This window comes from Mycolicibacterium mageritense (assembly GCF_010727475.1).
GTDB classification, from domain to species: Bacteria; Actinomycetota; Actinomycetes; order Mycobacteriales; family Mycobacteriaceae; genus Mycobacterium; species Mycobacterium mageritense.
This window is the reverse complement of the sequence record NZ_AP022567.1, coordinates 6,249,690-6,272,719: the sequence shown is the minus strand read 5'-3', so window position 1 is coordinate 6,272,719 and position 23,030 is coordinate 6,249,690. Positions and strand designations below refer to the sequence as shown.

Here is a 23,030-nt window from a genome sequence, read left to right as displayed (position 1 = left end):
CCGTGCTGCTGCGGGGCGTCACCAAGCACTACGGCTCCACAGCGGCGGTGTCCGGACTCGACCTCGACGTGCAGCGCGCCGAAGTGCTGGCCTTGCTGGGCCCCAACGGCGCAGGCAAGACCACCACCGTCGAGATGTGCGAGGGCTTCATCCGCCCCGATGCCGGCACCATCGAGATTCTCGGCCTCGACCCGGTCGCCGACAATGCCCGGTTGCGTGAGCGCATCGGCGTGATGCTGCAGGGCGGCGGCGGGTACCCGGCGGCACGTGCCGGTGAGATGCTCAACCTGGTTGCGTCGTACGCGGCCGATCCCCTGGATCCGGCGTGGCTCATGGACACCCTCGGCCTGACCGAATCCGCCCGCACCACCTACCGGCGCCTGTCCGGCGGACAGCAGCAGCGGCTCGCCCTGGCGTGTGCGGTGGTGGGCCGCCCGGAACTGGTCTTCCTCGACGAACCCACCGCCGGCATGGACGCGCATGCGCGAATCGTGGTGTGGGAGTTGATCGATGCGTTGCGCCGCGACGGCGTGACCGTGGTGCTGACCACGCACCAGCTCACCGAGGCCGAGGAGCTCGCCGACCGAATCGTGATCATCGACCACGGCGTGCCGGTGGCCAACGGAACCCCAGCCGAACTGATGCGCAGCGGCGCCGAGAACCAGTTGCGGTTCACCGCCCCGCGCAAGCTCGACCTGTCCCTGCTGGTCTCGGCGCTTCCGGAAAAGTACAAGGTCACCGAGGCAGCGCCCGGCGAGTACCTCGTCGAGGGCGACATCGGCCCGCAGGTGCTGGCGACCGTCACGGCCTGGTGCGCGCGGCTCGACGTGCTCGCCACCGACATGCGGGTCGAGCAACGCAGCCTCGAAGACGTGTTCCTGGATCTGACGGGACGGGAGTTGCGCTCATGACGACCAACCGATTCGCGCCCGGCACCTTCACGCCGGACCCGCGGCCGGCCAGCGTCCAGAAGATGCTGGCCGCGCAGTACGCGTTGGATCTCAAGCTTTTGCTGCGCAACGGCGAGCAGCTGCTGCTCACGATGTTCATCCCGATCACACTGCTGATCGGGATGACGCTGCTGCCGCTTGGTTCGTTCGGTGAACACCGCGCAGCCACGTTCACCCCGCCCATCATGGCGCTCGCGGTGATCTCGACAGCGTTCACGGGCCAGGCCATCGCCGTGGCGTTCGATCGCCGCTACGGTGCGCTCAAACGCCTCGGCGCGACGGCGTTGCCGGTGTGGGGCATCATCGCGGGCAAGGCGCTGGCCGTGGTCACCGTCGTGTTCCTGCAGGCGATCCTGTTGGGCGCCATCGGTTTTGCGTTGGGTTGGCGGCCGCAGCCTGCGGGCCTCGCGCTGGGCGCCGTGGTCATCGCGCTCGGCACGGCGGGGTTCGCCGCGTTGGGCCTGCTGCTGGGCGGCACCCTCAAGGCCGAGATCGTGCTGGCACTGGCAAACCTCTTGTGGTTCGTCTTCGCGGGCCTCGGCGCGCTCACGCTCGAGGGTGGCCTGGTGCCGTCGGCACTGCGGTGGGTGGCCCGACTGACCCCGTCCGGCGCGCTCACCGAGGCGCTGACGCGTGCGATGAGCCTCTCGGTGGACTGGTTCGGCGTGGCCGTGCTGGTGGTGTGGGGCGGCGTCGCGGCCGGGTGCGCGATGCGCTGGTTCAAGTTCACCTGACCGCCCCGGGCCAGCCCTACTACGGGACGTAGTTGCCCATCCTCTACGATCAGGCCGTGCCCGTCGGACGACTGTTTCTGCGACTGGTCGACCTGCTGCCCATGCCGAGCCTGCGCATCCAGCGGATCATCGCGTTCCTGGTGATCCTCACCCAAGGCGGCATCGCCGTCACCGGTTCCATCGTCCGCGTCACCGCGTCCGGCCTGGGATGCCCGACCTGGCCGCAGTGCTTTCCGGGCAGCTTCACCCCCGTGCCGCACGCCGAGGTGGCCGTGGTGCACCAGGTGGTCGAGTTCGGCAACCGCATGGTCACTTTCCTGGTCGTGCTCACCGCCGCGGCAGCGGTTCTCGCCGTCACCCGGGCGCGCCGCCGTCGCGAAGTGCTGATGTACGCGTGGCTGATGCCTGCCTCGACCGTCGCGCAGGCGGTGATCGGCGGCATCACAGTGCTCACAGGCCTGCTGTGGTGGACCGTCGCGATCCACCTGGTCGCGTCCATGACCATGGTGTGGCTCTCGGTGCTGCTGTACGTGAAGATCGGCCAGCCCGACGACGGGGCGCCGACCGAGCTGGTGGCCAAACCGTTGCGCCAGTTGACCGTTCTCAGCGCCGTGGTGCTGGCGGCCATCCTGGTGACCGGAACCCTGGTCACCGGGGCGGGCCCGCACGCAGGCGACAAGAGCCTCGACCGCGTGGTACCCCGGCTGCAGGTCGAGATCACCACGCTGGTGCACATCCATTCGTCGCTGCTCGTCGCGTACCTGTCGCTGCTCATCGCGCTGGGTTTCGCCCTGACCGCGGTCCGGGCGCCCCGGCCGATCATGGTGCGGCTGGCCGTGCTGCTGGCGCTCGTGTGCAGCCAGGGGCTCGTCGGCATCGTGCAGTTCTACACCGGGGTTCCCGCGGCCCTGGTCGCCGTCCACGTGGCGGGAGCGGCGCTGTGCACCGCGGCCACCGCAGCACTATGGGCGTCGATGCGAGAACGGACCACTGCGCTGTTGCCTGATCACAATTGAGACGCGCGCAGCTGCCGATCTTGTGATCGCTGTGAGAAATTCACAATAGTCGCCTACGCTGGTGCCCATGGCACCTGGCCTGAGCGCCCACGCTCGACGTGCGGCCATCGCCGCTCGCATCCACACCGATCGTGAGGTTGACTTCACGACGCTCGCCGACGAGTTCGGCGTTTCGGCCATGACCATTCGGCGCGACATCGAGCGACTCGAGGATCAGGGCATCGCCCGCCGGGTTCTCGGTGGAGCGATTGCGTTCGGCGGCAAGTCAACTGAACCGTCCTTCGCCGCCAGGGCCGCCGATTCGGCGGACGAGAAGCTTCACATCGCCCGCGCCGTGGCCGATCTGCTCACCCCACAGGAGACCGTCATCCTCGACAGCGGAAGCACGGTGCTGGCAGTGGCTCGCGCACTGAAAGGTCGCGACCTGGGGCTCACCGTCATCACGCCGAGCGTGCTGGTCGCGGTGGAACTCGCCGACGAGCCGGACACCACGATCCTGTTGACCGGCGGCAAGGTACGTCCCGGCGAGTTGAGCCTGATCGGCGCCGAAGCCGAAGACTTCTATCTGCGGTACAACTGCGACACCTATGTCATGGGTATCGCGGGAGTGGACGGCAAACGCGGGGCATCGGAGTACCACCGCGAAGAGGGCAACGTGAAGCAGGCCGCGATGCGCTCGGCCGACCGCGTGATAGTTGCCGCCGATGCGACCAAGCTCGGCCGCGTCCAGTTGATCAACGTGGCGCCGGTCTCGGGCATCTCGGTGCTGGTGACCGACGGGGCGCCGAACCACCCGACGGTCGAGGCGCTCGAAGCCGCCGGCGTCGAGGTGGTGTGCGTCAACGCCGCGCGCTCAACGCCACCACGCTGAGACGCCACCGCCGGGCCGGGCCGGGCGGGTCACCACCGCACCGGCCTCCTCGGCTATCAACGCCCCTGCCGCCCAGTCGTGTACGGCGAGGTCATCCTCCACGAACGCGTCGAGACTCCCCTGCGCCACCAGACACAGATCGACGGCCGCGGCCCCGAATCGCCGCATGTCGGTGTACTCGGTCATCATCGCCCCGAGTTGACGCAGTTGCCTGCGACGGTGGCCCGGATCGTACGACAGCCCGGTGCCCACCACCCGCGCCGTGGTGTCGAGCAGTTCGAGCGGCAGCCGGTCCCGGCCGGTCCCGCTGTCCAGTTGCGCGCCAAGCCCTTTCGCCGCACTCCAGGTGACGGCGAGCGCGGGTGCGCACACCGCGCCCGCCAACCAGGTGCCGTCGGACAAGGAGCGCACGGCCACCGAGGTACCGAAGTACGGAATCCGCCTGGTGAAGTTGGTGGTTCCGTCGAGCGGGTCGACCACCCACTGCAACGGTCCGGAGCCCACCCGTTCGGCGATTTCCTCACCGAGCACCGAATCGTCCGGCCGGGCTTCGAGCAGCACGGCGCGCACCGCCTCCTCGGCGGCATGATCGACCGCGGTCACCACATCGCCTGGTGCGCTTTTCGTCTCGACATCGACGGCGGCGCCCAACTGCCGTAGGCACACATCCGCGCCGTGCCGGGCCGCCCGAACGGCGAGCAGGCGCAATTCCTCGGTCACAACGTCTGACGGAATTCTCGGACGACACTCATCAGCTCGGCCACGCGCGGCGCCACCGCCCGGTTCTCGAACACGCCGTCCTCTTTGAAATACGTTCCGACGATTGCCCCGTCGGCGATCGACAACTGTGCGGCGGCGTTGTCGGCGCGCACCCCGGTGTTGACGAACACCGGCACATCGCCTGCCGAGTTCTTGACCACCTGCAGCGCCTGCGAGTCGGTGGACGCTCCCGCCGTGAGACCAGAGACGCAGATGGCGTCCGGCCGGGTGGCGAACACGGTGGTGGCGGTCACCGAAGCCAGGTCGCGCTCGGCCAGGTACACCGCCGACTCCGGAACGATGTTGAACAGCAGCTTCACGCCGCTCCCGCCGACCCGGTGCCGGTGGCGCGCCACGGCGCCCACATTGGTGTCCCACAACCCGAAGTCGCTGGCATACACCCCGGTGAAGATCTCCCGCACCCATTGCGCGCCGGTGGCCACCGCGAGATCGATCGATGCGCGCCCGTCCCACAGCACGTTGACGCCGTAGGGCACCGCGAAGTCGCCCAGCAGCTCGCCGATCACCCTGGCCATCGTGATCGCGGTGATCGGTTCGGTCTGGGTCAGGTAGGGCAGGCTGAACTCGTTGGAGATCATGACGCCGTCGACGCCACCCTCCTGCAGTGCCGCGAGCTCGCCCCTGGCGCGGTCGACGACCGCGCGAATGCCCGCGACCGAATCGAATCCAGGATCCCCTGGCAACGCCGACAGGTGCAGCATCGCGATCACGGGCTTTCGCACCGCGAATACCTCATCGAGCCAACTGGTCATGGAAGAAGCCTCTCGAGTTCGTCATCGGCAAGCCGAAGGTGCTGTTACTAAATCACAGATAGCGTACAGATTCGCGTGACTTTACGTGACTGTCACACATAACCTGTGAGAATCTAACAGCCGCGAGGTACTGTAATGCCACCCACAACGACCGACAGAGAGGACGGCATGCCGGAGTTCACCATCGGCGTCGACATCGGCACCACGGGCACCAAAACCGTGCTCGTCGATGTCGGGCAGGCCCGCATAGTCGCGCAGGCCTCGAGCGACAGCCGTCTCTACGCCGACGCACCCGGCCAGGCCGAAGCTGATCCGGCGCAGTGGCTCGACAACGTGCACACGGGTGTTCGCGCGGTGCTCGCCGAGTCCCGCGTGGCACCCGAACGCGTCGGCGCGCTCGCCACGACCGGAATGGTTCCGGCGGTCGTGCCGGTAGACCGCAACGGGACGCCGGTCCGGCGCGCGATGCTGCAGAACGACGCTCGCGCGACCACACAGATCGATCAGCTGAAGAACGCCCTCGACGTCGATGCCCTGGCCGCGACCGGGTCGGCGATCACGCAGCAATCGGTGGCCCCGACAGCGATGTGGCTGCGCGATCACGAACCCGAGACGTGGGCCCGCACCGCCCACCTCGTCGGCTCCTATGACTGGGTGCTCATGGCGCTCGGCGCCCGACCGCACGTGGAACTCAACTGGGCCATCGAATCGGGACTGGCCACCATCGAGGCCGGCCTCTTCGGCCCGATGTTCGCCGCGGCAGGTCTGGCCGCAGACCTTGTGCCACAAGTTCTCTCGCCTGGCATGCAGGCCGGTGAGCTCGGTTCCGAGGCAGCCGCCGCGACGGGACTGCCCACTGGACTGCCGCTGATCGTCGGCGGGGCCGATCACGTGCTGTCCGCCTACGCGGCAGGGGTGAACAGCCCGGGCGACTGGCTGGTCAAACTCGGCGGCGCCGGGGACATCCTCGCGGCGAGCGACGATCCCGTGGTCGACGCCCGCTTGTACCTCGATGCTCACCCGGTGCCCGGACGCTGGCTGCCCAACGGATGCATGGCCACCAGCGGCAGCCTGATCCGGTGGTTCCAGACCCTGTCCGGGGGTGTCGACCTGATGGCACTCGACGCCGAGGCCGAAACGCGGGCGCCTGCCGAAGTGCTCTGTCTCCCCTACTTTCTCGGTGAGAAAAGCCCTCTGCACGACCCCGACCTGCGCGGCGCCTTCGTGGGGCTGGACCTCGCGCACACACGCGCCGACATGTACCGGTCGGTGCTCGAGGCCATCGCCTTCGGGTTCAAGCACCACACCGAAGTCTTCAGCTCGATCGGTGTCGGGCTCCGACGCGCCATGGTCACCAACGGCGGCAGCCGCTCGGTGCTGTGGAAACAGATCCTCGCCGACGTCCTCGACACGCCGCTGACCCCGATCATCGGTCATCCCGGCGCGTCCCTGGGCGCCGCGGTCGTCGCCGCCGTCGGAATCGACATGCTCGACGACTGGGACAGCACCGAAGGGTTCCGCACTCTCGGCGACCCCGTGACACCCGATCCCCGTCACGTCGACCGCTACGCCGAGGCCTACGCCGAGTGGCGCACCCTCGGCGACATCCTCACCCCCGTATCCCACCGCATCGCCCGAAAGGCCAGGTCATGACCACCCAGAATGCCAACGCCACCGTCGTCGTCACGGGAGCCGGATCTGGTATCGGCCGCGCGATCGCCGCCACGCTGGCGAACCGCGGCTGGCGCGTCGTGGTCACCGACGTCGATACGTCCGCCGCCGGGGACACCGCCGCGGAACTTTCCGGCCAGGGGCATGAGGCCCACGGGCTCGACGTCACCGACCCGGCTCAGGCATCCGCACTCGCAGAAGACATCGCGGACCGCCTCGGCCTGCAGGCCTGGGTCAGCAACGCGGGGATCTCCGCGATGGCCAACTTCGTCGACGTGTCACCCGAACAACTCGACCGAAGCCTGGACGTCAATCTCAAAGGCGTCTTCTACTGCGGTCAGGCCGCGGCACGCGCGATGATCCGCACCGGCGTGCAGGGCACGATCGTGAACACCGCGTCGATGGCTGCCAAGCAAGGCCGGGTACCGTTCCTCGCCGACTATGTGGCATCCAAGTTCGGCGTGCTCGGGCTCACCCAGGCAATGGCCTATGAGCTTGCCGCGCACGGCATCACGGTCAACAGCGTGTGCCCCGGCTTCGTCGCGACGCCGATGCAGTCCCGCGAGCTCGAGTGGGAGGCCCGGCTCACCGGCTCAACCCCGGACGGTGTCCGGCAGTCGTGGATCGACGCCACCCCGCTGGGCCGACTGCAGACCCCTGACGACGTCGCCCGCGCGGTGGCGTTCCTGGTCTCCGACGATGCCCGGTTCATCACCGGAGAAGCACTGTCCGTCAACGGCGGTGCGTACATGGATTGAGCCGATCCGCCCCGACAAGAAGCTCGATCCATCCCCTCCCATCAGAAAAGTGAGAACAGATGAAGATTCCACAACTCCGCCGGCGCCGTTGGTTGCCGGCGATCGCCGTGGCGGCCGGCCTCGTACTGGCCGGTTGTGCAGGAACCGGTGGCTCCGGAGGTGATGAGGCGTCATCGAGTGTCGGCGACGTGCCCACCGACACCACCGCGACCGTGCGGGTACTGATGGAAAACGTTCCCGACACCGACATCGTGAAAAAGCTTGTCGGACAGTTCAACCAGAAATACCCGAACGTCAAGGTGCAGATCGAGACCATGACGTTCGATCAGATGCGCGACCGCCTGGTGTCCTCGTTCCAGGCCGCGGAACCGACTTATGACCTCATCGTGGTGGACAACCCGTGGATGGACGATTTCGCCGCAGCCGGATTCCTGCAACCCCTCAATGACCGGATCGCCAACACCACCGACTATCGACCCGACGATTTCTTCCCGTCGCTGACCGCGATCACCGACGTCGACGGCACCACCTACGGTGTGCCGTTCTACAACTACGCACTGGGTTACATCTACAACACCCGCGACCTCGCCGGCGCCGGACTCTCGGTACCGACGGATCTCGATGCGCTCGTGTCCACGTCGCAGCGCCTCAAGAACGCAGACCGGGCCGGCATCGCCATGCAACCGCAGCGCGGCTACAAGATCTTCGAGGAGTGGGCCAACTGGCTGTTCGCCGCGGGCGGGTCCATCTACGACAAGGACGGCAAGCCGACACTGAACACCGAGCAGGCGGCGCGCGCTCTCAACGCCTACATCGACACCTACCGCACCGCGGCGCCCCCGAACAGCCTGGCCTGGGGCTTCGACGAGGCGTTCCGGTCGGTGTCGAGCGGCAAGGCCGCGTCGATGATCGGTTACAACTGGAACCTGCCCGCCCTCAACGATCCGGCCGGAGCATCCGGTGAGCGCGCCGGCCAGTACGCGCTCGCTCCCATCCCCGGTGGCAAATCGGCACTCGGCCTGTGGAGTTGGGCGATTCCCGCGAACTCCGCTGCCTCCGACGGTGCGTGGGCGTTCATCTCGTGGATCACCTCCCCCGATGTCGACGCCACGCGGGTGGCCGACGGCGGTGCGGTGACCCGCCAGAGCTCACTGACCAACCAGAAGGTGCTCTCCGAGGGCTACGGCGCCGACTACTACAAGACGGTGGGTGAGATCCTGTCCGACGCCGCCCCGCTCACCGAGGGCAAAGGTGGAGAGGAGATGATCCAGGCCGTGGGCACCGAACTCAACGACGCCGCAGCAGGCAACAAGAGCGTCGCCGACGCCCTGCGTGACGCCCAGGCGGCCGCGGAGCGGATCCAGCAGTGACGGCAGGGAATCCGGCGACCACCTCGACCGGGGTGCGCAGATGAGATTCAAGTACGGCATGCTCATGCCTCTGCTCGCCCTGTTCGGTGTGGCCGTCGGGTTCCCGCTGTGCTACGCGCTGTACCTGTCGGTCACCGACTACAAGCTGACCGACCGGGAACCCCCGAGTTTCGTCGGCATCACCAACTTCGCTCGCGCACTGTCCAATCCGGCTTTCTGGGAAGCCTTCGCCACCACCTCGATCTACGTCGTGATCGCGGTGTGCGGCGAACTCGTCATCGGTTTCGCGCTCGCCCTCGCGCTCCACCAGCAACGCTGGGCCAAGGATCTTTCCCGAGCGATCGTGCTGGCCCCGATGTTCATCACGCCCATCGCCGTCGGGCTGATCTTCCGTTTCCTGCTCAACGACCAGATCGGCGCCGTCCCCGCGTTACTTCACGCGGTGGGTGCCGACTACGACTTCTTCGGGTCCGGTCGGGCACTGCTCACGCTGGCCTTCATCGACATCTGGCAATGGACGCCGTTCATGGTGCTGCTGATCCTGGCCGGTTTGGAATCGATGCCCAAGCAGCCCATGGAGGCCGCACGGGTCGACGGTGCCAGCCCCGCCTACCGGCTGCGCCGGGTTCTGATCCCCATGCTGGCGCCCGTGCTGACGGTCGCGGTGCTGCTGCGTGGTCTCGACGCGCTGCGGGTTTTCGAGTACGTCTACGCCACCACGCGAGGCGGTCCCGGCACCGAGACCCAGACCCTGCAGTACTACATGTACCTCGAAGGCATCCAGTTCTTCCGGCTCGCGCAAGCCAGTGCGATGGCGTTCATCGTGCTCGTGCTGGTGCTCGCGCTGATCGTGGTGGCGTTCCGCACGATGGAACGCAGCCGCGAACGGGAAAGGGGCATCAGCCGATGATCCGGCCACGCGGGCTCGAGACTGTCCGGATCGCCGTTCTCACAGCGGCATTCGTCTTCGTACTGTTCCCCATCGGCTGGGTTGCGCTGGCGAGTTTCAAGACGCCCGCCCAGATGTCAGAACCGTTCCTGGTGGCCTTCGCGCCGACGATGGAGAACTGGAAGGCGGTGCTGGAATCCGGCATCTTCGCCGCCGCGGGCCGCAGCGCCCTGGTCGGCATCGTCACGGTGTCGATCAGCCTCGTGGTCGGCAGCATGGGCGCATACGTGATCGCCAAATACCGGGCGGGTGGATCCCTCACCCGGTTCGGCATGCTGGCCGCACAGGTCGTGCCGCCCGCGGTGATGGTGTTCCCGTTCCTCACCATGGCGCACGCACTTCGCCTCACAGACACCCTCGCGCCGGTGATCTTCGCGCACCTGTCGTTCGTACTGCCGCTGGTGACCTGGTTTCTGATCGGCTTCTTCGAAGCGGTGCCCGCGTCGCTTGAGGAGCAGGCCAGGGTCGACGGGTTCAGCCGCTGGCAGGCCTTCCGGCTGGTGGTGCTGCCGCAGGTCTACCCGGGCATCGGCGCCGCAGGCATCTTCGGGTTCACATTGTCGTGGAACGACCTGTTCTACGGCCTGATCCTGGCCCCCGGCAACGCCGCGATCCTGCCGGTGGCGATCTCGAACTTCAACACCTTCCGCGGTGTCCAGATCGGGACCATGAGCGCCGCCATCATGATCGCGATCGTGCCCGTCGTGATCGCCAGCTTCTTCATCCAGCGACGCCTGGTCCAGGGGATCAGCGGCGGCGCGGTCAAGTACTAGTCAAGCGAGGTTCGAACACATATGGCAGCGGTGACGTTCTCCAAGGTCGGCAAATCCTACGGCGCTGCGCCCGTGGTGACCGGCCTCGACCTGGAGCTGACCGACGGCAGTATGACGGTGCTGGTCGGCCCGTCGGGATGCGGCAAGACCACATCCCTGCGGATGCTCGCCGGTCTTGAGCCGGTGACGTCGGGCACCATCCACATCGGCGATCGCGACGTGACCACGCTGGAACCCAAGGAACGCGATATCGCGATGGTGTTCCAGAACTACGCGCTGTACCCGCACCTCACGGTGCGGGAGAACATCGCATTCCCGTTGCGCGCCAAGCGGATCGCGCGCGCCGACGCGTTGCGTCGCGCCGATGAGGTCGCGACGTCCCTCGGCTTGGGCGCGCTCGTCGGGCGTAAGCCCAAAGACCTCTCGGGTGGCCAGCAGCAGCGGGTTGCGATCGGCCGGGCGATCATCCGCGAACCATCGGTGTTCCTGTTCGACGAACCGCTGAGCAACCTGGACGCGAAGCTCCGCGTGGAGACGCGCACCGAACTGCTGCGGTTGCAACGCCAGCTCGGTATCACCTCGCTGTACGTGACCCACGACCAGGAAGAGGCGATGACGCTGTCCGACCGCATCGTGGTGATGCGTGACGGCCGGATCGCGCAGGCCGGCCCGCCCGAGGAGGTCTACCGGCGGCCCGCGGACACGTTTGTGGCGACGTTCGTCGGCAGCCCGAAGATGAACCTCATCGACGGCGCCGTCAGCGCCGGACAGCTCCGCACGCCGTCCGGCGTCACGATCACCGTCGACGGTCCCGACACCGGCACAGTCACCGTCGGCGTGCGGCCCGATGATCTGATCCTCACCCCAGCGGCAGGTGCCTGCGCCACCGTGGAACTGGTCGAACTGCTCGGGCCCCGCGCGATCGTCACGGTGCGTGCCGCCGATGCGCAGTTGACCAGCGTCGTGGAGGCTGCCGCACTGTCGGAAATCGCAGTGGGCACCGCCGTTGCGCTGTCGGCCCGCGAGGTGCACCGGTTCGACGCGGCGACCGGCGCGCGCGTGAACTGAACGCTACGGGCGTCGATGCGAGAACGGGCCGAGGCCGAACCGCTCAAGCGCTGATTCGACGCCGAGGGCGAACCGGCGCTCGGCAGCATCCCGGTCCGCAGCGGACAATTGCCGAAACCCGAGCGAAGGTTCGATCAGCTCGAGTTCGAGCAGCCGCGGATCCTCGGCGCCCCCGATCACGTCCACCCGCGCATACAGCAGGTCTTCGGGTTCGATGCCGAACATCCGGGTCACCGCGGCGACCGCCTGGCGGCCGACCTGCCACACCTCGTCGTCGGGATCGGCCTCCGACAGCGTCTCCGTCGCATAGGTTCCCGTCGCCTCGAATTCAGGCGCCCGTCCGGCGGGCGGCAGAATCGGGCCCTTGGTGAAGGCATGGGATTCCTCGCCGCCCAGGAACACCAGCGCGGTCTCGCCGTCGGCGATCCTGGGGTCGTAGGGCTGCACCAGCACGGCCCGGCCCTGTGCCTGCAGCGTGGCGGCGTGGGCGGCTGCCGCCGCGGGGTCGACGAATCGTTGTGCACCGGCCGAGCCCGCCCCGACGGCGGGCTTCACCACCACTTCACCGTCCGGCACGGTGACGGCCTGGCCGATCTCGAAGTACTGCGTGGGCACCACCGGCACCCCGGCGCGGTGCAGGTCGTGGAGGTACCGCTTGTCGGTGTTCCAACCGACCAGTTCCGGCGAGTTGATCAGGTGACGGATGGAGCGCACCCACGACAGGAACTCGTCGAGGCGGTCGGCGTAGTCCCACGTGGCCCGCAGAATCACCACATCGGCATCGCGGGTGGCCGGATCGTCCCAGGACAACCACCGGACATGGAGGCCGCGCGTGCGCAGTGCCGCCACCAGCCCGTCGTCGTCACCGTCGCCCTCCGGCATCGACGAGCAACCGGCGAACACGATGCGGGGATGGAATACATCCGGACGAGCGAGCTTCACGTGTGGATGATAGGTGGCGTGCATGCCATCGAAGTTGCCGAGACCGGCGGACCCGAAGTTCTCAACTACGTCGAACGGCCGGAGCCCACACCTGGGCCCGGCGAAGTACTGATCAAGGCCGAAGCCATCGGCGTCAACTTCATCGACACCTATTTCCGGTCGGGCCTCTATCCGAGAGAAACACCCTTCGTTGTCGGCACCGAAGTCTGCGGCACCGTCACCGCCATCGGTGAGGACGTGGCCGCCCTGGCCGTCGGCGACCGCGTCGTGACCGCCAACGCCACCGGCGCCTACGCCGAATACTGCATCGCCCCAGCGGATTTCGTGGCCTATGTGCCCGACGGCGTGGCCGCCGACGCGGTCGCCTCTGCCCTGCTCAAGGGGATGACGGCGCAGTACCTGATCAAGTCCACGTACCCGGTGCAGCCGTCGGACACGGTGTTGCTGCACGCAGGCGCCGGCGGCGTGGGACTGATCCTCACGCAATGGGCGACCAGTATCGGCACCCGGGTGATCACCACCGCGTCCACTCCCGAGAAAGCCGAACTGTCCCGGCAGGCCGGCGCGGTCGAGGTGCTCGAGTACCCGGACGACCCCGCCGAGTTCGCCGACAAGATCCGTGAACTGACCGGTGGTGTCGGTGTCGCCGCGGTGTACGACGGCGTCGGCAAGTCCACGTTCGACGCGAGCCTGGCCAGCCTGGCGGTGCGGGGCACGCTGGCGCTGTTCGGTGCGGCCAGCGGTCCGGTGCCGCCGGTCGACCCGCAACGGCTCAACACGTCGGGCTCGGTGTTCCTGACCCGCCCGACACTGGCCCACTACACCCGCACTCCCGACGAATTCTCGTGGCGTGCAGGTGAACTGATCAACGCGATCGCCGACGGCACGATCACCATCACCGTGGGCGGCCGCTACCCGCTGGCAGAAGCCGCACAGGCGCACACCGACCTGCAGGGCCGCAAGACCGTCGGGTCGATCGTGTTGGTGCCCTAGACCGGTTCCGCGGCCGGGAACGTCCAGGAACCGTCCAGGATCTCCGGCCGCGGACGGTACAGCCGCACGACGTAGTTCCAGCCGTCGGTGATCGGCAGCAGGTTGGCCGCGTCGGCGCCGCCGAACTGGATGACCACGGTGCCGTCCGGTTCGGCGGTCGCCGTGATGTTGTTCACCGAATACGCGTTCTGCGGGTTCGGGGTGAAGTAGCCGTCCGAGTTGTACCCGGTCACCGACCAGAACCCGTCCACCGGAACGTCTTTCACGGTCAGCCGATGCACGGTCGAGCCGTCGTTCGCCGGTGGCGTCACCGTCAGATACAGCGCGTCGTGTTCAGGATTGCCGCCCCAGGCGTTCGCGGACCCGATCAGGTGGCGCACCGGCTCGGTATCGGCGGGGGTGCCGAACATCCGCTTGGTGTCCGGCAGCGTGCCGGCCAGGGTGACCAGCGCGTCCCGCACGGTCTTCTGACTGACCGGATCCCAGTCCGGCACCGAGAAGCTGCCCTGCTGGCGTTGCGTGACGGAAATGACGTCCTGCAGGCCGTGTACGGCCGCCAGGTCGGCGGCGTCGCGGGGATCGACGAGCGTCCGGACCGCCGCCACCACGTAGCGGGTGCCGACGCCGTCGCGGGTCAGGGTGAGTTCGGCAGGCGCATACGCGACCTGCGTCGTGTAGTGGTCCTCGCTGATGACCTGGATCGCCATGAAGCGGCCCGCGCTGTCGGGCAGGGTTACGGTCACCGGGCCGGCGTCGAGGTCGAACACCGCCGCCGAATACAGGGTGTCGCGGTTCTGCCGGATCACCACCTGGTGATCGATCGGGGTGAGTTCCCGGATGTGGAGGAACTGCCCGAACCCTCCGTCCTGCACGAGGTTGGCGAAGTACAGGTCGGATTCGGCGCGCGCGAAGTTGTCGGGGCTCACCAATTGGGGCATGCCCATAAATTAACGCGCCCGGTTCAGAACAGGGTCGGAAGCGCCAATGCCGAATCGATGGCGAGCGCGCAGAACACCACGGCCAGATAGTTGTTGGACTGGAGGAACAGCCGCAGCGGCTTGACGGGCTCACCGCGCTTGACGCCGGAGTACAACTGGTGGGCCATCACCAGGAACCAGGCGCCGGCCAGCAGCGCCACCGACGCGTACAGCCAACCCGTGGCCAGCGCCAGCACCAAAGTGGTGATGACCGTGAGCCAGGTGTAGATGAGGATCTGGCGGGTGACCTGCCGCTCGGTCGCCACCGCGGGCAGCATGGGCACGCCGGCGGCCTTGTAGTCGTCCTTGTAGCGCATCGCGAGCGCCCAGGTGTGCGGCGGTGTCCAGAAGAAGATCACCAGGAACATCACCAGCGCGGGCCACTGGATGGTGCCGGTGACGGCCGACCAGCCGATCATCACCGGCATGCAGCCGGCTGCGCCGCCCCACACGACGTTCTGCGACGTGCGGCGTTTGAGCAACAGGGTGTAGACGAACACGTAGAACGCGATGGTGGCCAGGCCCAGCAGGCCCGACAGCAGATTCGTCGTCCACCACAACCACGCGAACGAGGCGACCGTGAGCACCAGGCCGAAGATCAGCGCGTGCCGGGTGGGCACCGAGGCCTTGGCGAGCGGTCGCCGCGCGGTCCGCTTCATCACCTTGTCGATGTCGGCGTCGGCCACGCAGTTGAGCGTGTTGGCGCCGGCCGCGGCCATCATGCCGCCGATGAGCGTGTTGAGGATCAGCAGTGGATCAACGGTGCCGCGATCGGCCAACAGCATGGCCGGAATCGCTGTGACCAGCAACAGCTCGATCACACGCGGCTTGGTCAGCGCCAGATACGCCAAAAGAGTGGAGCGGATTCGGCTTGGCGCCCCGCTGAGACGGCGCTCGCGAATGCTCACGCAAATAACTCCTCGGGGATGGCGTCAACGCGGCTTCTACTACACACGATGGTAGACCGCAGCCGAACCGGCGCTGCACCGCAGGGTCGAATCGGGTGAATGACGCTGCGTGAACGGTGCGCCAATCGTGCGCGACCAGCCTGCACCGGATGACTCCCCGGCACTAGGGTGTTTGAAGGAGCAGCCCGCCAACCCGGCCTGCCGCCCGATCCAATCGCAGAACCTAGGAGTGAGGTAGTGACCACCGTCGAAGACATTTCTGCTCTCACGCGGCCGAATCACCCGGCGGACTGGACCGACGTCGACAGCCTGGCCGTCGACACGGTGCGGGTGCTCGCTGCCGATGCCGTGCAGAAGGTCGGCAACGGCCATCCGGGAACCGCGATGAGCCTGGCTCCCCTGGCGTACACGCTGTTTCAGCGCGTGCTGCGCCACGACCCGAGCGACACCCACTGGCTCGGTCGGGACCGGTTCGTGCTGTCCTGCGGCCATTCGAGTCTGACGCTGTACCTCCAGCTGTACCTGGGCGGGTTCGGGCTGGAGTTGGCCGACATCGAGGCGTTGCGCACGTGGGGTTCCAAGACCCCCGGCCACCCGGAGTTCCATCACACCAAGGGCGTCGAGATCACCACCGGGCCGCTCGGACAGGGCCTGGCCTCAGCGGTCGGGATGGCCATGGCGGCCCGCTACGAGCGGGGCCTGTTCGATCCGGACGCCGCGCCCGGGGAGAGCCCCTTCGACCACTACATCTACGTGATCGCGTCCGACGGTGACATCGAGGAAGGCGTCACGAGCGAGGCGTCGTCGCTGGCGGGCACGCAGGAGCTGGGCAACCTGATCGTGTTCTGGGACGACAACAAGATCTCGATCGAGCACGACACCCAGATCGCCCTGACCGAGGACACCCCGGCCCGCTACCGCGCATACGGCTGGCATGTCCAGGAGGTCGAGGGCGGCGAGAACGTGGTCGGCATCGAGGAGGCCATCGCGAACGCCAAGGCCGTCACCGACAAGCCGTCGTTCATCGCGTTGCGCACGATCATCGGCTATCCCGCCCCCACCAAGATGAACACCGGCGGGGTGCACGGCTCGGCGCTGGGCGCCGACGAGGTCGCCGCCACCAAGAAGGTGCTGGGTTTCGACCCGGACAAGAGCTTCGAGGTCCGTGACGAGGTCATCGCACACACCCGCCAACTGGTGGACCGCGGCAAGAAGGCCCACGAGGAGTGGCAGGTTTCGTTCGATGCCTGGGCCGAGCGCGAACCGGAGCGCAAGAAGCTGCTCGACCGGCTGTTGGCCCACGAGCTGCCCGAGGGCTGGGACGCCGACCTGCCGCACTGGGATCTGGATTCCAAGCCGGTCGCCACCCGCGCGGCGTCGGGTGCCGTGCTGGCCGCCGTCGGCCCGAAGCTGCCCGAATTGTGGGGTGGCTCGGCCGATCTTGCCGGCAGCAACAACACGACCATCAAGGGCGCGCTGTCGTTCGGGCCGCCGTCGCAGTCCACGCACGACTGGACCATGAGCTGGTACGGCCGCACCCTGCACTTCGGCATCCGCGAGCACGCGATGGGTTCGATCCTGTCCGGCATCGTGCTGCACGGTCCGACGCGCGCCTACGGCGGCACGTTCCTGCAGTTCTCGGACTACATGCGGCCAGCGGTGCGGTTGGCGGCCCTCATGGACATCGACCCGATCTACGTGTGGACGCACGACTCGATCGGGCTGGGTGAGGACGGGCCGACGCACCAGCCGATCGAGCACCTCGCGGCGCTGCGGGCCATCCCGAACCTCGCGGTGGTGCGCCCGGGCGATCCCAACGAGACCACCTACGCCTGGAAGACCGTGCTGGAGCGCGGCGCGACCAGCGGCCCGGTGGGGTTGATCCTGACCCGGCAGGGTATTCCGGTACTGGAAGGCACCAGCGCAGAAGGTGTGGCCCGTGGCGGTTACGTGCTCGGCGGTACTCCGGACGAGACGCCCGACGTGGTGATCATCGGCACCGGCTCGGAACTGCAGTTGGCCGTCGAAGCCCGGAAGATCCTGGCGGACAAGGGCGTTAAGGCGAGCGTGGTCTCCATGCCCTGTGTGGAATGGTTCGAATCGCAGCCACAGTCCTACCGCGACTCGGTGTTGCCACCGTCGGTGTCGGCCCGCGTGGCCGTCGAGGCCGCCGTGGCGCAGAGTTGGTACAAGCTGGTCGGCGACACCGGCGAGATCGTGTCGATCGAGCACTACGGGGCCTCGGCCGACGACAAGACCCTGTTCCGGGAGTTCGGCTTCACGGCGGAGGCCGTCGTCGCCGCCGCGCAACGATCACTAGAGAACTAATCAGGAGAGGCGATTTCCTCATGACTCAGAACCCGAACCTCGCGGCGCTGAGTGCCGCTGGTGTATCCGTATGGCTCGACGACCTGTCTCGTGACCGGCTGCAGACCGGGAACCTGGCCGATCTGATCGCCACCAAGAGCGTGGTCGGTGTCACCACCAACCCGTCGATCTTCCAGGCCGCGCTGTCGAAGGGCACGGCCTACGACGCTCAGGTCAAAGAGCTCGCCGAACGCGGCGCCGACGTGGATGCCACGATCCGCACCGTCACCACCGACGACGTCCGCAACGCGTGCGACGTACTGGCCAAGCAGTACGAGGCCTCCGACGGCGTGGACGGCCGCGTGTCCATCGAGGTCGACCCACGGCTCGCCCACGACACCGACAAGACGATCCTGCAGGCCATCGAGCTGTGGAAGATCGTCGACCGGCCCAACCTGCTGATCAAGATTCCGGCGACGCTGGCGGGCCTGCCGGCGATCACCGCGGTGATCGCCGAGGGCATCTCGGTCAACGTCACCCTGATCTTCTCGGTCGAGCGGCATCGCGCGGTCATGGACGCCTACCTGGCCGGTCTGGAGAAGGCCAAGGAGGCAGGCCACGACCTGTCCAAGATCCATTCGGTGGCTTCGTTCTTCGTGTCCCGCGTGGACACCGAGATCGACGCGCGGCTGGAGAAGATCGGCTCGGCCGACGCGCTCGCGCTGCGCGGCCAGGCCGGCGTCGCCAACGCGCGGCTGGCCTATGCCGCCTACGAGGAGGTGTTCGGCGGCGAGCGCTACGCCGCACTCAAGGCCGACGGCGCCCGCGTGCAGCGGCCGCTGTGGGCCTCGACGGGCGTCAAAAACCCCGAGTACTCCGACACCCTGTACGTCACCGAGCTGGTGGCGCCGAACACGGTCAACACCATGCCGGAGAAGACGCTCGACGCGGTGGCCGACCATGGCGTGATCACCGGTGACACCATCAGCGGCACCGCCGCAGCCTCGCAGGACACGTTCGACAAGCTGGCGGCCATCGGCGTCGACCTGACCGACGTGTTCAAGGTGCTCGAAGACGAGGGCGTGGAAAAGTTCGAGAAGTCCTGGCAGGAGCTGCTCGACGCGACACAGGGCCAGCTCGACGCCGCGAAGAAATGAGCGACTGCAGCAGCACGCCGGTCGACTGGGTCAACCCGCTGCGGGACAAGCGCGACAAGCGCATGCCCCGCATCGCGGGTCCGTGTGCCGTGGTCATCTTCGGCGTCACCGGCGACCTGGCCCGCAAGAAGCTGATGCCGGCGATCTACGACCTCGCCAACCGCGGGTTGCTGCCGCCGAGCTTCGCGCTCGTCGGCTTCGCGCGGCGTGACTGGGCCGACGAGGACTTCGGCAAGATCGTCTACGACGCGGTCAAGCAACACGCGCGCACGCCGTTCCGGCAGGAGGTCTGGGACCGCCTCGCCGAGGGATTCCGGTTCGTACAGGGCACTTTCGACGACGACGCGTCGTTCGAGCGGCTCAAGGAAACCCTGCACAAGCTCGACGAGGAACGCGGCACGGGCGGCAATCACGCGTTCTACCTGTCGATTCCGCCCAAGGCGTTCCCACAGGTGTGCGAACAGCTCTCGAAGTCCGGCCTGGCCGACAAGCCCGAGGGCTGCTGGAGCCGCGTAGTGATCGAGAAGCCGTTCGGGCACGACCTCGCCAGCGCCGAGGAACTCAACGGCGTGGTCAACAGCGTTTTCCCGGAATCGTCGGTGTTCCGCATCGACCACTACCTCGGCAAGGAAACCGTCCAGAACATCCTGGCGCTGCGGTTCGCCAACGAACTGTTCGAACCGGTGTGGAACTCGCACTACGTCGACAGCGTGCAGATCACGATGGCCGAGGACATCGGATTGGGCGGCCGCGCAGGCTATTACGACGGGGTCGGGGCAGCGCGTGACGTCATCCAGAACCACCTGCTGCAGCTGCTCGCGCTGACCGCCATGGAAGAGCCCGTCAGCTTCTCCCCAGCCGAACTGCAGGCCGAGAAGATCAAGGTGCTCTCCGCCAGCCGCCTGGCCGAGCCGCTCGACGAGACCACGTCCCGCGGTCAGTACGCCGCGGGCTGGCAGGGCGGCGAGAAGGTCGTGGGCCTGCTCGACGAAGAAGGATTCTCGAAGACGTCGACCACCGAGACCTTCGCGGCCATCACGGTCGACGTCGACACCCGTCGCTGGGCCGGGGTGCCGTTCTACCTGCGCACCGGAAAACGCCTGGGCCGCAGGGTCACCGAGATCGCCTTGGTGTTCAAGCGGGCACCGCACCTGCCGTTCGACGCGACCATGACCGAGGAGCTCGGCCAGAATGCGCTGGTGATCCGGGTACAGCCGGACGAGGGCATCACGCTGCGCTTCGGCTCGAAGGTACCCGGCAACGCCATGGAAGTCCGGAACGTCAGCATGGACTTCTCGTACGGTTCGGCGTTCGCCGAGGAGTCGCCGGAGGCTTACGAGCGGCTGATCCTCGACGTGCTGCTGGGCGAACCATCGCTGTTCCCCGTCAACGCCGAGGTCGAATTGGCGTGGAAGATCCTCGATCCCGCGCTGGAGTACTGGGCCACCCACGGCAAGCCCGACCCGTACGAATCCGGAACATGGGGCCCTGATTCGGCGTTCGAGATGCTGCGCCGCACAGGCCGGGAATGGAGGCGGCCGTGACGAGCGCTAGCGCGAGGAACGGAACACTATGATCGTCGATCTGCCCGACACCGATACCGGGACCATCAACAAGAAGATCGTCGCACTGCGCGAAGAGGGCGGCGCCATCACGCTGGGGCGCGTGCTGACCCTGGTGATCGCACCGGACACCGAAGCGCTGCTTGAGGATTCGATCGAGGCCGCCAACGCCGCGAGCCGTGAGCACCCGTGTCGCGTGATCGTGGTGATCCCTGGTGACCGGCTGGCCTCCGAGGCACGACTCGACGCACAGTTGCGGGTCGGCCGCGACGCCGGATCCAACGAGGTGGTGGTGCTCCGGCTGTCCGGTCCGCTGGCCGGGCATGCGAGCAGCGTCGTGATGCCGTTCCTGCTCCCGGACACGCCCGTGGTGACCTGGTGGCCGGACATCGCACCGGCCGTGCCCGCGCAGGATCCCCTCGGCCGGTTGGCGGTTCGCCGGATCACCGACGCCACCAACGTCGAGGATCCGCTGGCCACCATCAAGAGCCGGCTGCAGGGCTATACGCCGGGCGACACCGATCTGGCGTGGAGCCGGGTCACCTATTGGCGCGCGTTGCTCGCCGCAGCCGTGGATCAGGCACCATACGAGCCGATCACGTCGGCCCTGGTGTCAGGGCTCAAAGAGGAGCCCGCGCTCGACGTCCTGGCCGGTTGGCTGGCCAGCCGGATCGACGGTCCGGTGACGCGTGCCGTGGGCGAACTCAAGGTCGAACTGACCAGACCCAGCGAAACCATCACGTTGAGCCGCCCGCAGACGGGCGTCACCGCGAAGCTGACCCGTACCGGCAAACCGGAAGCATCGATTCCGCTGGCCCGCAGGGAGGCCCGCGACTGCCTGGCCGAGGACATGCGCAGGCTCGACGCCGACGAGATCTACCAGGCGGCCCTGCAGGGCATCGACAAGGTGAAATATGTCTGAGCGAGTGATCGAAACTTACGCCGACGCAACACAATTGGCGTCCGCCGCGGGGGCCCGCCTGGTGGGGGCCATCACGTCGGCCATCGCCACCCGCGGCGAGGCGCACATCGTGCTGACCGGCGGCACCGTCGGCATCGCGTTGCTGCGGCACGTCGCGGGCGCGGAGATCGAATGGTCCAAGGTTCAGCTGTTCTGGGGCGACGACCGCTTCGTCCCGCAGGGCGACGCCGACCGCAACGACCAGCAGGCGCACGACGCGCTGCTGGAGTCGGTCAACATCCCACCCGCCAACGTGCACCGCATGGCCACCAGTGACGGCGAGTTCGGCGATGCCATCGACGATGCGGCCGCCGCGTACGCCGAGGAGTTGCCTGAGCAGTTCGACGTACACCTGCTCGGCATGGGCGGTGAGGGACACATCAATTCGTTGTTCCCGCACAGCGCGGCCGTGCGGGAAACCACCCGGCTGGTGGTCGGTGTGACGGACTCCCCCAAGCCGCCGCCACGCCGCATCACGTTGACGCTGCCCGCGGTCGCACGTTCGCGCGAGGTGTGGCTCGTGGTGGCCGGCGCGGAGAAGGCCGACGCGGTGGCGGCGGCGATCGGTGGCGCTTCGGCTGACGACGTGCCCGCGGCGGGTGCGGTCGGCCAGGAGCGCACGGTGTGGCTGCTCGACGAGGCCGCGGCCGCCAAGCTGTAGGCGCTCAATCCTCGGGGCCGGGGTGCTGTTCGCGAATGTCGGCCAGCGCCTCGGCGTATCCCGCCAGATAGTCGGCGACCGCCTGACTGTCGGTCGTGATGCGGCACGACCGCCAGCCCGAGCCGCAGAATTTCCCCACACCAATTCAGACGCCGGTGCACGGCGATCGGTTCCCGACCGGACATAATTGGCCAATGGCTGACAGAGGCGGGCGTCCGGCCGCTCGACGGATCAAGACCCTGACGCAGGCGGCCCTCAACGCCGACGCCACCGTCGAACAGGTCGAGACGCTGCTGATCGACCTGGACCGCACGGTGGTCAAACTCAACTCGTCGATCGGCGACCTCGACGTCACGCTCGAACGGTTCAACAGCACCATCACCAGCATCGATGAACTTGCGCCCCGGCTCATCAGCATGGTCGAGCGCCTTGAGAACATCGTGAGCCGGGTCGAGGCGATGGTCGACATCGGCGAGGCCGTGGCCTCACCACTGGCGACCGCCGAGAACGCGGTGCGCGGGGTGGTCAACGCAATCAGGGAACGCACCCGCTTGTGATGAGCCGTCCGTCCACCAGGTAGAGGGTCCGGACGCAATTGCGCTCGGCCAGGCCGGGGTCGTGGGTGATCAACACTACGCCGAGACCCTGCTCACGCATCTCGGTGCGGAGCACGTCCATCACCACCTCGCCGGCCTCAGGGTCGAGCGCCGAGGTGATCTCGTCGCAGACCAGCACCGTGGGCCCGTATGCGAGAGCGCGGGCGATCGCGACACGTTGGCGTTGGCCGCCCGAGAGCATGTGTGGATAGTGCCGCGCATGGTCGGCCCCGAGCCCGACGCGGCTGAGCAGACTCTCGACGCTGCGGGCGGG

The 23,030-nt window shown here is 67.6% G+C and carries 24 protein-coding genes and 1 pseudogene; 17 read left to right on the top strand and 8 right to left on the bottom strand.

The window, feature by feature from the left end; translation table 11 throughout:
- Positions 1-2: 2 nt before the first annotated feature.
- The 4 genes from G6N67_RS30250 (at position 3) to G6N67_RS30235 (ending at position 3,571) form a co-directional block, all read left to right on the top strand.
- The gene (locus tag G6N67_RS30250; RefSeq protein ID WP_036442260.1) at positions 3-911 is read left to right on the top strand and encodes an ABC transporter ATP-binding protein; all 909 of its coding nucleotides are present in this window, start codon (positions 3-5) and stop codon (positions 909-911) included.
- Positions 908-1,684 carry an ABC transporter permease gene (locus G6N67_RS30245; RefSeq protein ID WP_036441595.1) on the top strand — a complete coding sequence of 259 codons (777 nt, stop codon included), beginning with the start codon at positions 908-910 and terminating at the stop codon, positions 1,682-1,684. The genes G6N67_RS30250 and G6N67_RS30245 overlap by 4 nt, the downstream gene beginning before the upstream one ends.
- A gap of 56 nt (positions 1,685-1,740) precedes the next feature.
- On the top strand, positions 1,741-2,700 hold the full coding sequence (locus G6N67_RS30240) for a COX15/CtaA family protein (RefSeq protein ID WP_036442258.1): 960 nt from the start codon (positions 1,741-1,743) through the stop codon (positions 2,698-2,700).
- Between the two features lie 67 nt (positions 2,701-2,767).
- A complete protein-coding gene (locus tag G6N67_RS30235) occupies positions 2,768-3,571 on the top strand; it encodes a DeoR/GlpR family DNA-binding transcription regulator (RefSeq protein ID WP_036441592.1) in 804 nt (267 codons plus the stop codon).
- Here the strand turns inward: G6N67_RS30235 and G6N67_RS30230 are convergent.
- Both G6N67_RS30230 and G6N67_RS30225 read right to left on the bottom strand, forming a co-directional pair.
- Positions 3,554-4,291: an inositol monophosphatase family protein gene (locus G6N67_RS30230; protein WP_081812829.1), complete on the bottom strand. Its 738-nt coding sequence runs from the start codon at positions 4,289-4,291 to the stop codon at positions 3,554-3,556. The genes G6N67_RS30235 and G6N67_RS30230 overlap by 18 nt on opposite strands.
- Complete coding sequence (locus G6N67_RS30225) at positions 4,288-5,103, bottom strand: BtpA/SgcQ family protein (protein ID WP_036441589.1); 816 nt, start codon at positions 5,101-5,103, stop codon at positions 4,288-4,290. Before G6N67_RS30225 ends, G6N67_RS30230 begins: the two co-directional genes overlap by 4 nt.
- Positions 5,104-5,271: 168 nt before the next feature.
- Between G6N67_RS30225 and G6N67_RS30220 the strand changes: the two genes are divergently transcribed.
- The 6 genes from G6N67_RS30220 to G6N67_RS30195 are packed head-to-tail and all read left to right on the top strand — an operon-like array spanning position 5,272 to position 11,692.
- Positions 5,272-6,756, top strand: a complete 1,485-nt coding sequence (locus G6N67_RS30220; RefSeq protein ID WP_036441587.1) for an FGGY-family carbohydrate kinase — start codon at positions 5,272-5,274, stop codon at positions 6,754-6,756.
- A complete protein-coding gene (locus tag G6N67_RS30215) occupies positions 6,753-7,532 on the top strand; it encodes an SDR family NAD(P)-dependent oxidoreductase (RefSeq protein ID WP_036441585.1) in 780 nt (259 codons plus the stop codon). Before G6N67_RS30220 ends, G6N67_RS30215 begins: the two co-directional genes overlap by 4 nt.
- Before the next feature lie 59 nt (positions 7,533-7,591).
- On the top strand, positions 7,592-8,902 hold the full coding sequence (locus G6N67_RS30210; protein ID WP_036441583.1) for an ABC transporter substrate-binding protein: 1,311 nt from the start codon (positions 7,592-7,594) through the stop codon (positions 8,900-8,902).
- 40 nt (positions 8,903-8,942) lie between these two features.
- On the top strand, positions 8,943-9,812 hold the full coding sequence (locus G6N67_RS30205; protein ID WP_036442254.1) for a carbohydrate ABC transporter permease: 870 nt from the start codon (positions 8,943-8,945) through the stop codon (positions 9,810-9,812).
- Complete coding sequence (locus G6N67_RS30200) at positions 9,809-10,624, top strand: carbohydrate ABC transporter permease (protein ID WP_036441581.1); 816 nt, start codon at positions 9,809-9,811, stop codon at positions 10,622-10,624. Before G6N67_RS30205 ends, G6N67_RS30200 begins: the two co-directional genes overlap by 4 nt.
- A gap of 21 nt (positions 10,625-10,645) precedes the next feature.
- On the top strand, positions 10,646-11,692 hold the full coding sequence (locus G6N67_RS30195) for an ABC transporter ATP-binding protein (protein ID WP_036441578.1): 1,047 nt from the start codon (positions 10,646-10,648) through the stop codon (positions 11,690-11,692).
- A gap of 3 nt (positions 11,693-11,695) precedes the next feature.
- On the opposite strand, the gene G6N67_RS30190 is transcribed toward G6N67_RS30195, so the two are convergent.
- Entirely contained in the window at positions 11,696-12,634 is a 939-nt protein-coding gene (locus tag G6N67_RS30190) for an ATP-grasp domain-containing protein (RefSeq protein ID WP_036441575.1), read from the bottom strand.
- Between the two features lie 18 nt (positions 12,635-12,652).
- Between G6N67_RS30190 and G6N67_RS30185 the strand changes: the two genes are divergently transcribed.
- Positions 12,653-13,627 (top strand): quinone oxidoreductase family protein, encoded by a 975-nt coding sequence (locus G6N67_RS30185; RefSeq protein ID WP_036442252.1) that lies wholly within the window; start codon positions 12,653-12,655, stop codon positions 13,625-13,627.
- Here G6N67_RS30185 and G6N67_RS30180 read toward each other — a convergent pair.
- Entirely contained in the window at positions 13,624-14,553 is a 930-nt protein-coding gene (locus G6N67_RS30180; RefSeq protein WP_163642543.1) for a DUF1254 domain-containing protein, read from the bottom strand. The two genes, G6N67_RS30185 and G6N67_RS30180, sit on opposite strands and share 4 nt — an antisense overlap.
- Before the next feature lie 35 nt (positions 14,554-14,588).
- Positions 14,589-15,512 carry a heme o synthase gene (locus G6N67_RS30175; protein WP_036441571.1) on the bottom strand — a complete coding sequence of 308 codons (924 nt, stop codon included), beginning with the start codon at positions 15,510-15,512 and terminating at the stop codon, positions 14,589-14,591.
- Between the two features lie 237 nt (positions 15,513-15,749).
- Between G6N67_RS30175 and tkt the strand changes: the two genes are divergently transcribed.
- Genes tkt through pgl form a run of 5 tightly spaced genes read left to right on the top strand, consistent with a single transcriptional unit; the run spans position 15,750 to position 22,160 of the window.
- Positions 15,750-17,840, top strand: coding sequence for a transketolase (gene tkt / locus G6N67_RS30170; protein ID WP_036441569.1), 2,091 nt, complete (start codon positions 15,750-15,752; stop codon positions 17,838-17,840).
- 20 nt (positions 17,841-17,860) lie between these two features.
- Positions 17,861-18,976 (top strand): transaldolase, encoded by a 1,116-nt coding sequence (gene tal, locus G6N67_RS30165; RefSeq protein ID WP_036441566.1) that lies wholly within the window; start codon positions 17,861-17,863, stop codon positions 18,974-18,976.
- Positions 18,973-20,520: a glucose-6-phosphate dehydrogenase gene (zwf, locus tag G6N67_RS30160; RefSeq protein WP_036441563.1), complete on the top strand. Its 1,548-nt coding sequence runs from the start codon at positions 18,973-18,975 to the stop codon at positions 20,518-20,520. Before tal ends, zwf begins: the two co-directional genes overlap by 4 nt.
- Before the next feature lie 28 nt (positions 20,521-20,548).
- Positions 20,549-21,460 (top strand): glucose-6-phosphate dehydrogenase assembly protein OpcA, encoded by a 912-nt coding sequence (opcA, locus tag G6N67_RS30155; protein ID WP_036441562.1) that lies wholly within the window; start codon positions 20,549-20,551, stop codon positions 21,458-21,460.
- Positions 21,453-22,160: a 6-phosphogluconolactonase gene (gene pgl / locus G6N67_RS30150; RefSeq protein ID WP_036441559.1), complete on the top strand. Its 708-nt coding sequence runs from the start codon at positions 21,453-21,455 to the stop codon at positions 22,158-22,160. The genes opcA and pgl overlap by 8 nt, the downstream gene beginning before the upstream one ends.
- Before the next feature lie 4 nt (positions 22,161-22,164).
- On the opposite strand, the gene G6N67_RS39550 is transcribed toward pgl, so the two are convergent.
- On the bottom strand, positions 22,165-22,299 hold the full coding sequence (locus G6N67_RS39550; RefSeq protein WP_268951225.1) for a hypothetical protein: 135 nt from the start codon (positions 22,297-22,299) through the stop codon (positions 22,165-22,167).
- A gap of 55 nt (positions 22,300-22,354) precedes the next feature.
- Here G6N67_RS39550 and G6N67_RS30145 point away from each other — a divergent pair, with 55 nt between their 5' ends.
- A complete protein-coding gene (locus G6N67_RS30145) occupies positions 22,355-22,717 on the top strand; it encodes a hypothetical protein (RefSeq protein WP_036441556.1) in 363 nt (120 codons plus the stop codon).
- Here G6N67_RS30145 and G6N67_RS38850 read toward each other — a convergent pair.
- Together G6N67_RS38850 and glnQ are read right to left on the bottom strand one after the other, a co-directional pair.
- Complete coding sequence (locus G6N67_RS38850) at positions 22,695-22,895, bottom strand: ATP-binding cassette domain-containing protein (RefSeq protein ID WP_051579257.1); 201 nt, start codon at positions 22,893-22,895, stop codon at positions 22,695-22,697. The genes G6N67_RS30145 and G6N67_RS38850 overlap by 23 nt on opposite strands.
- A 33-nt stretch (positions 22,896-22,928) precedes the next feature.
- Positions 22,929-23,009: pseudogene (gene glnQ, locus G6N67_RS39745) on the bottom strand (glutamine ABC transporter ATP-binding protein GlnQ); the annotation flags it as partial.
- Positions 23,010-23,030 lie beyond the last annotated feature (21 nt).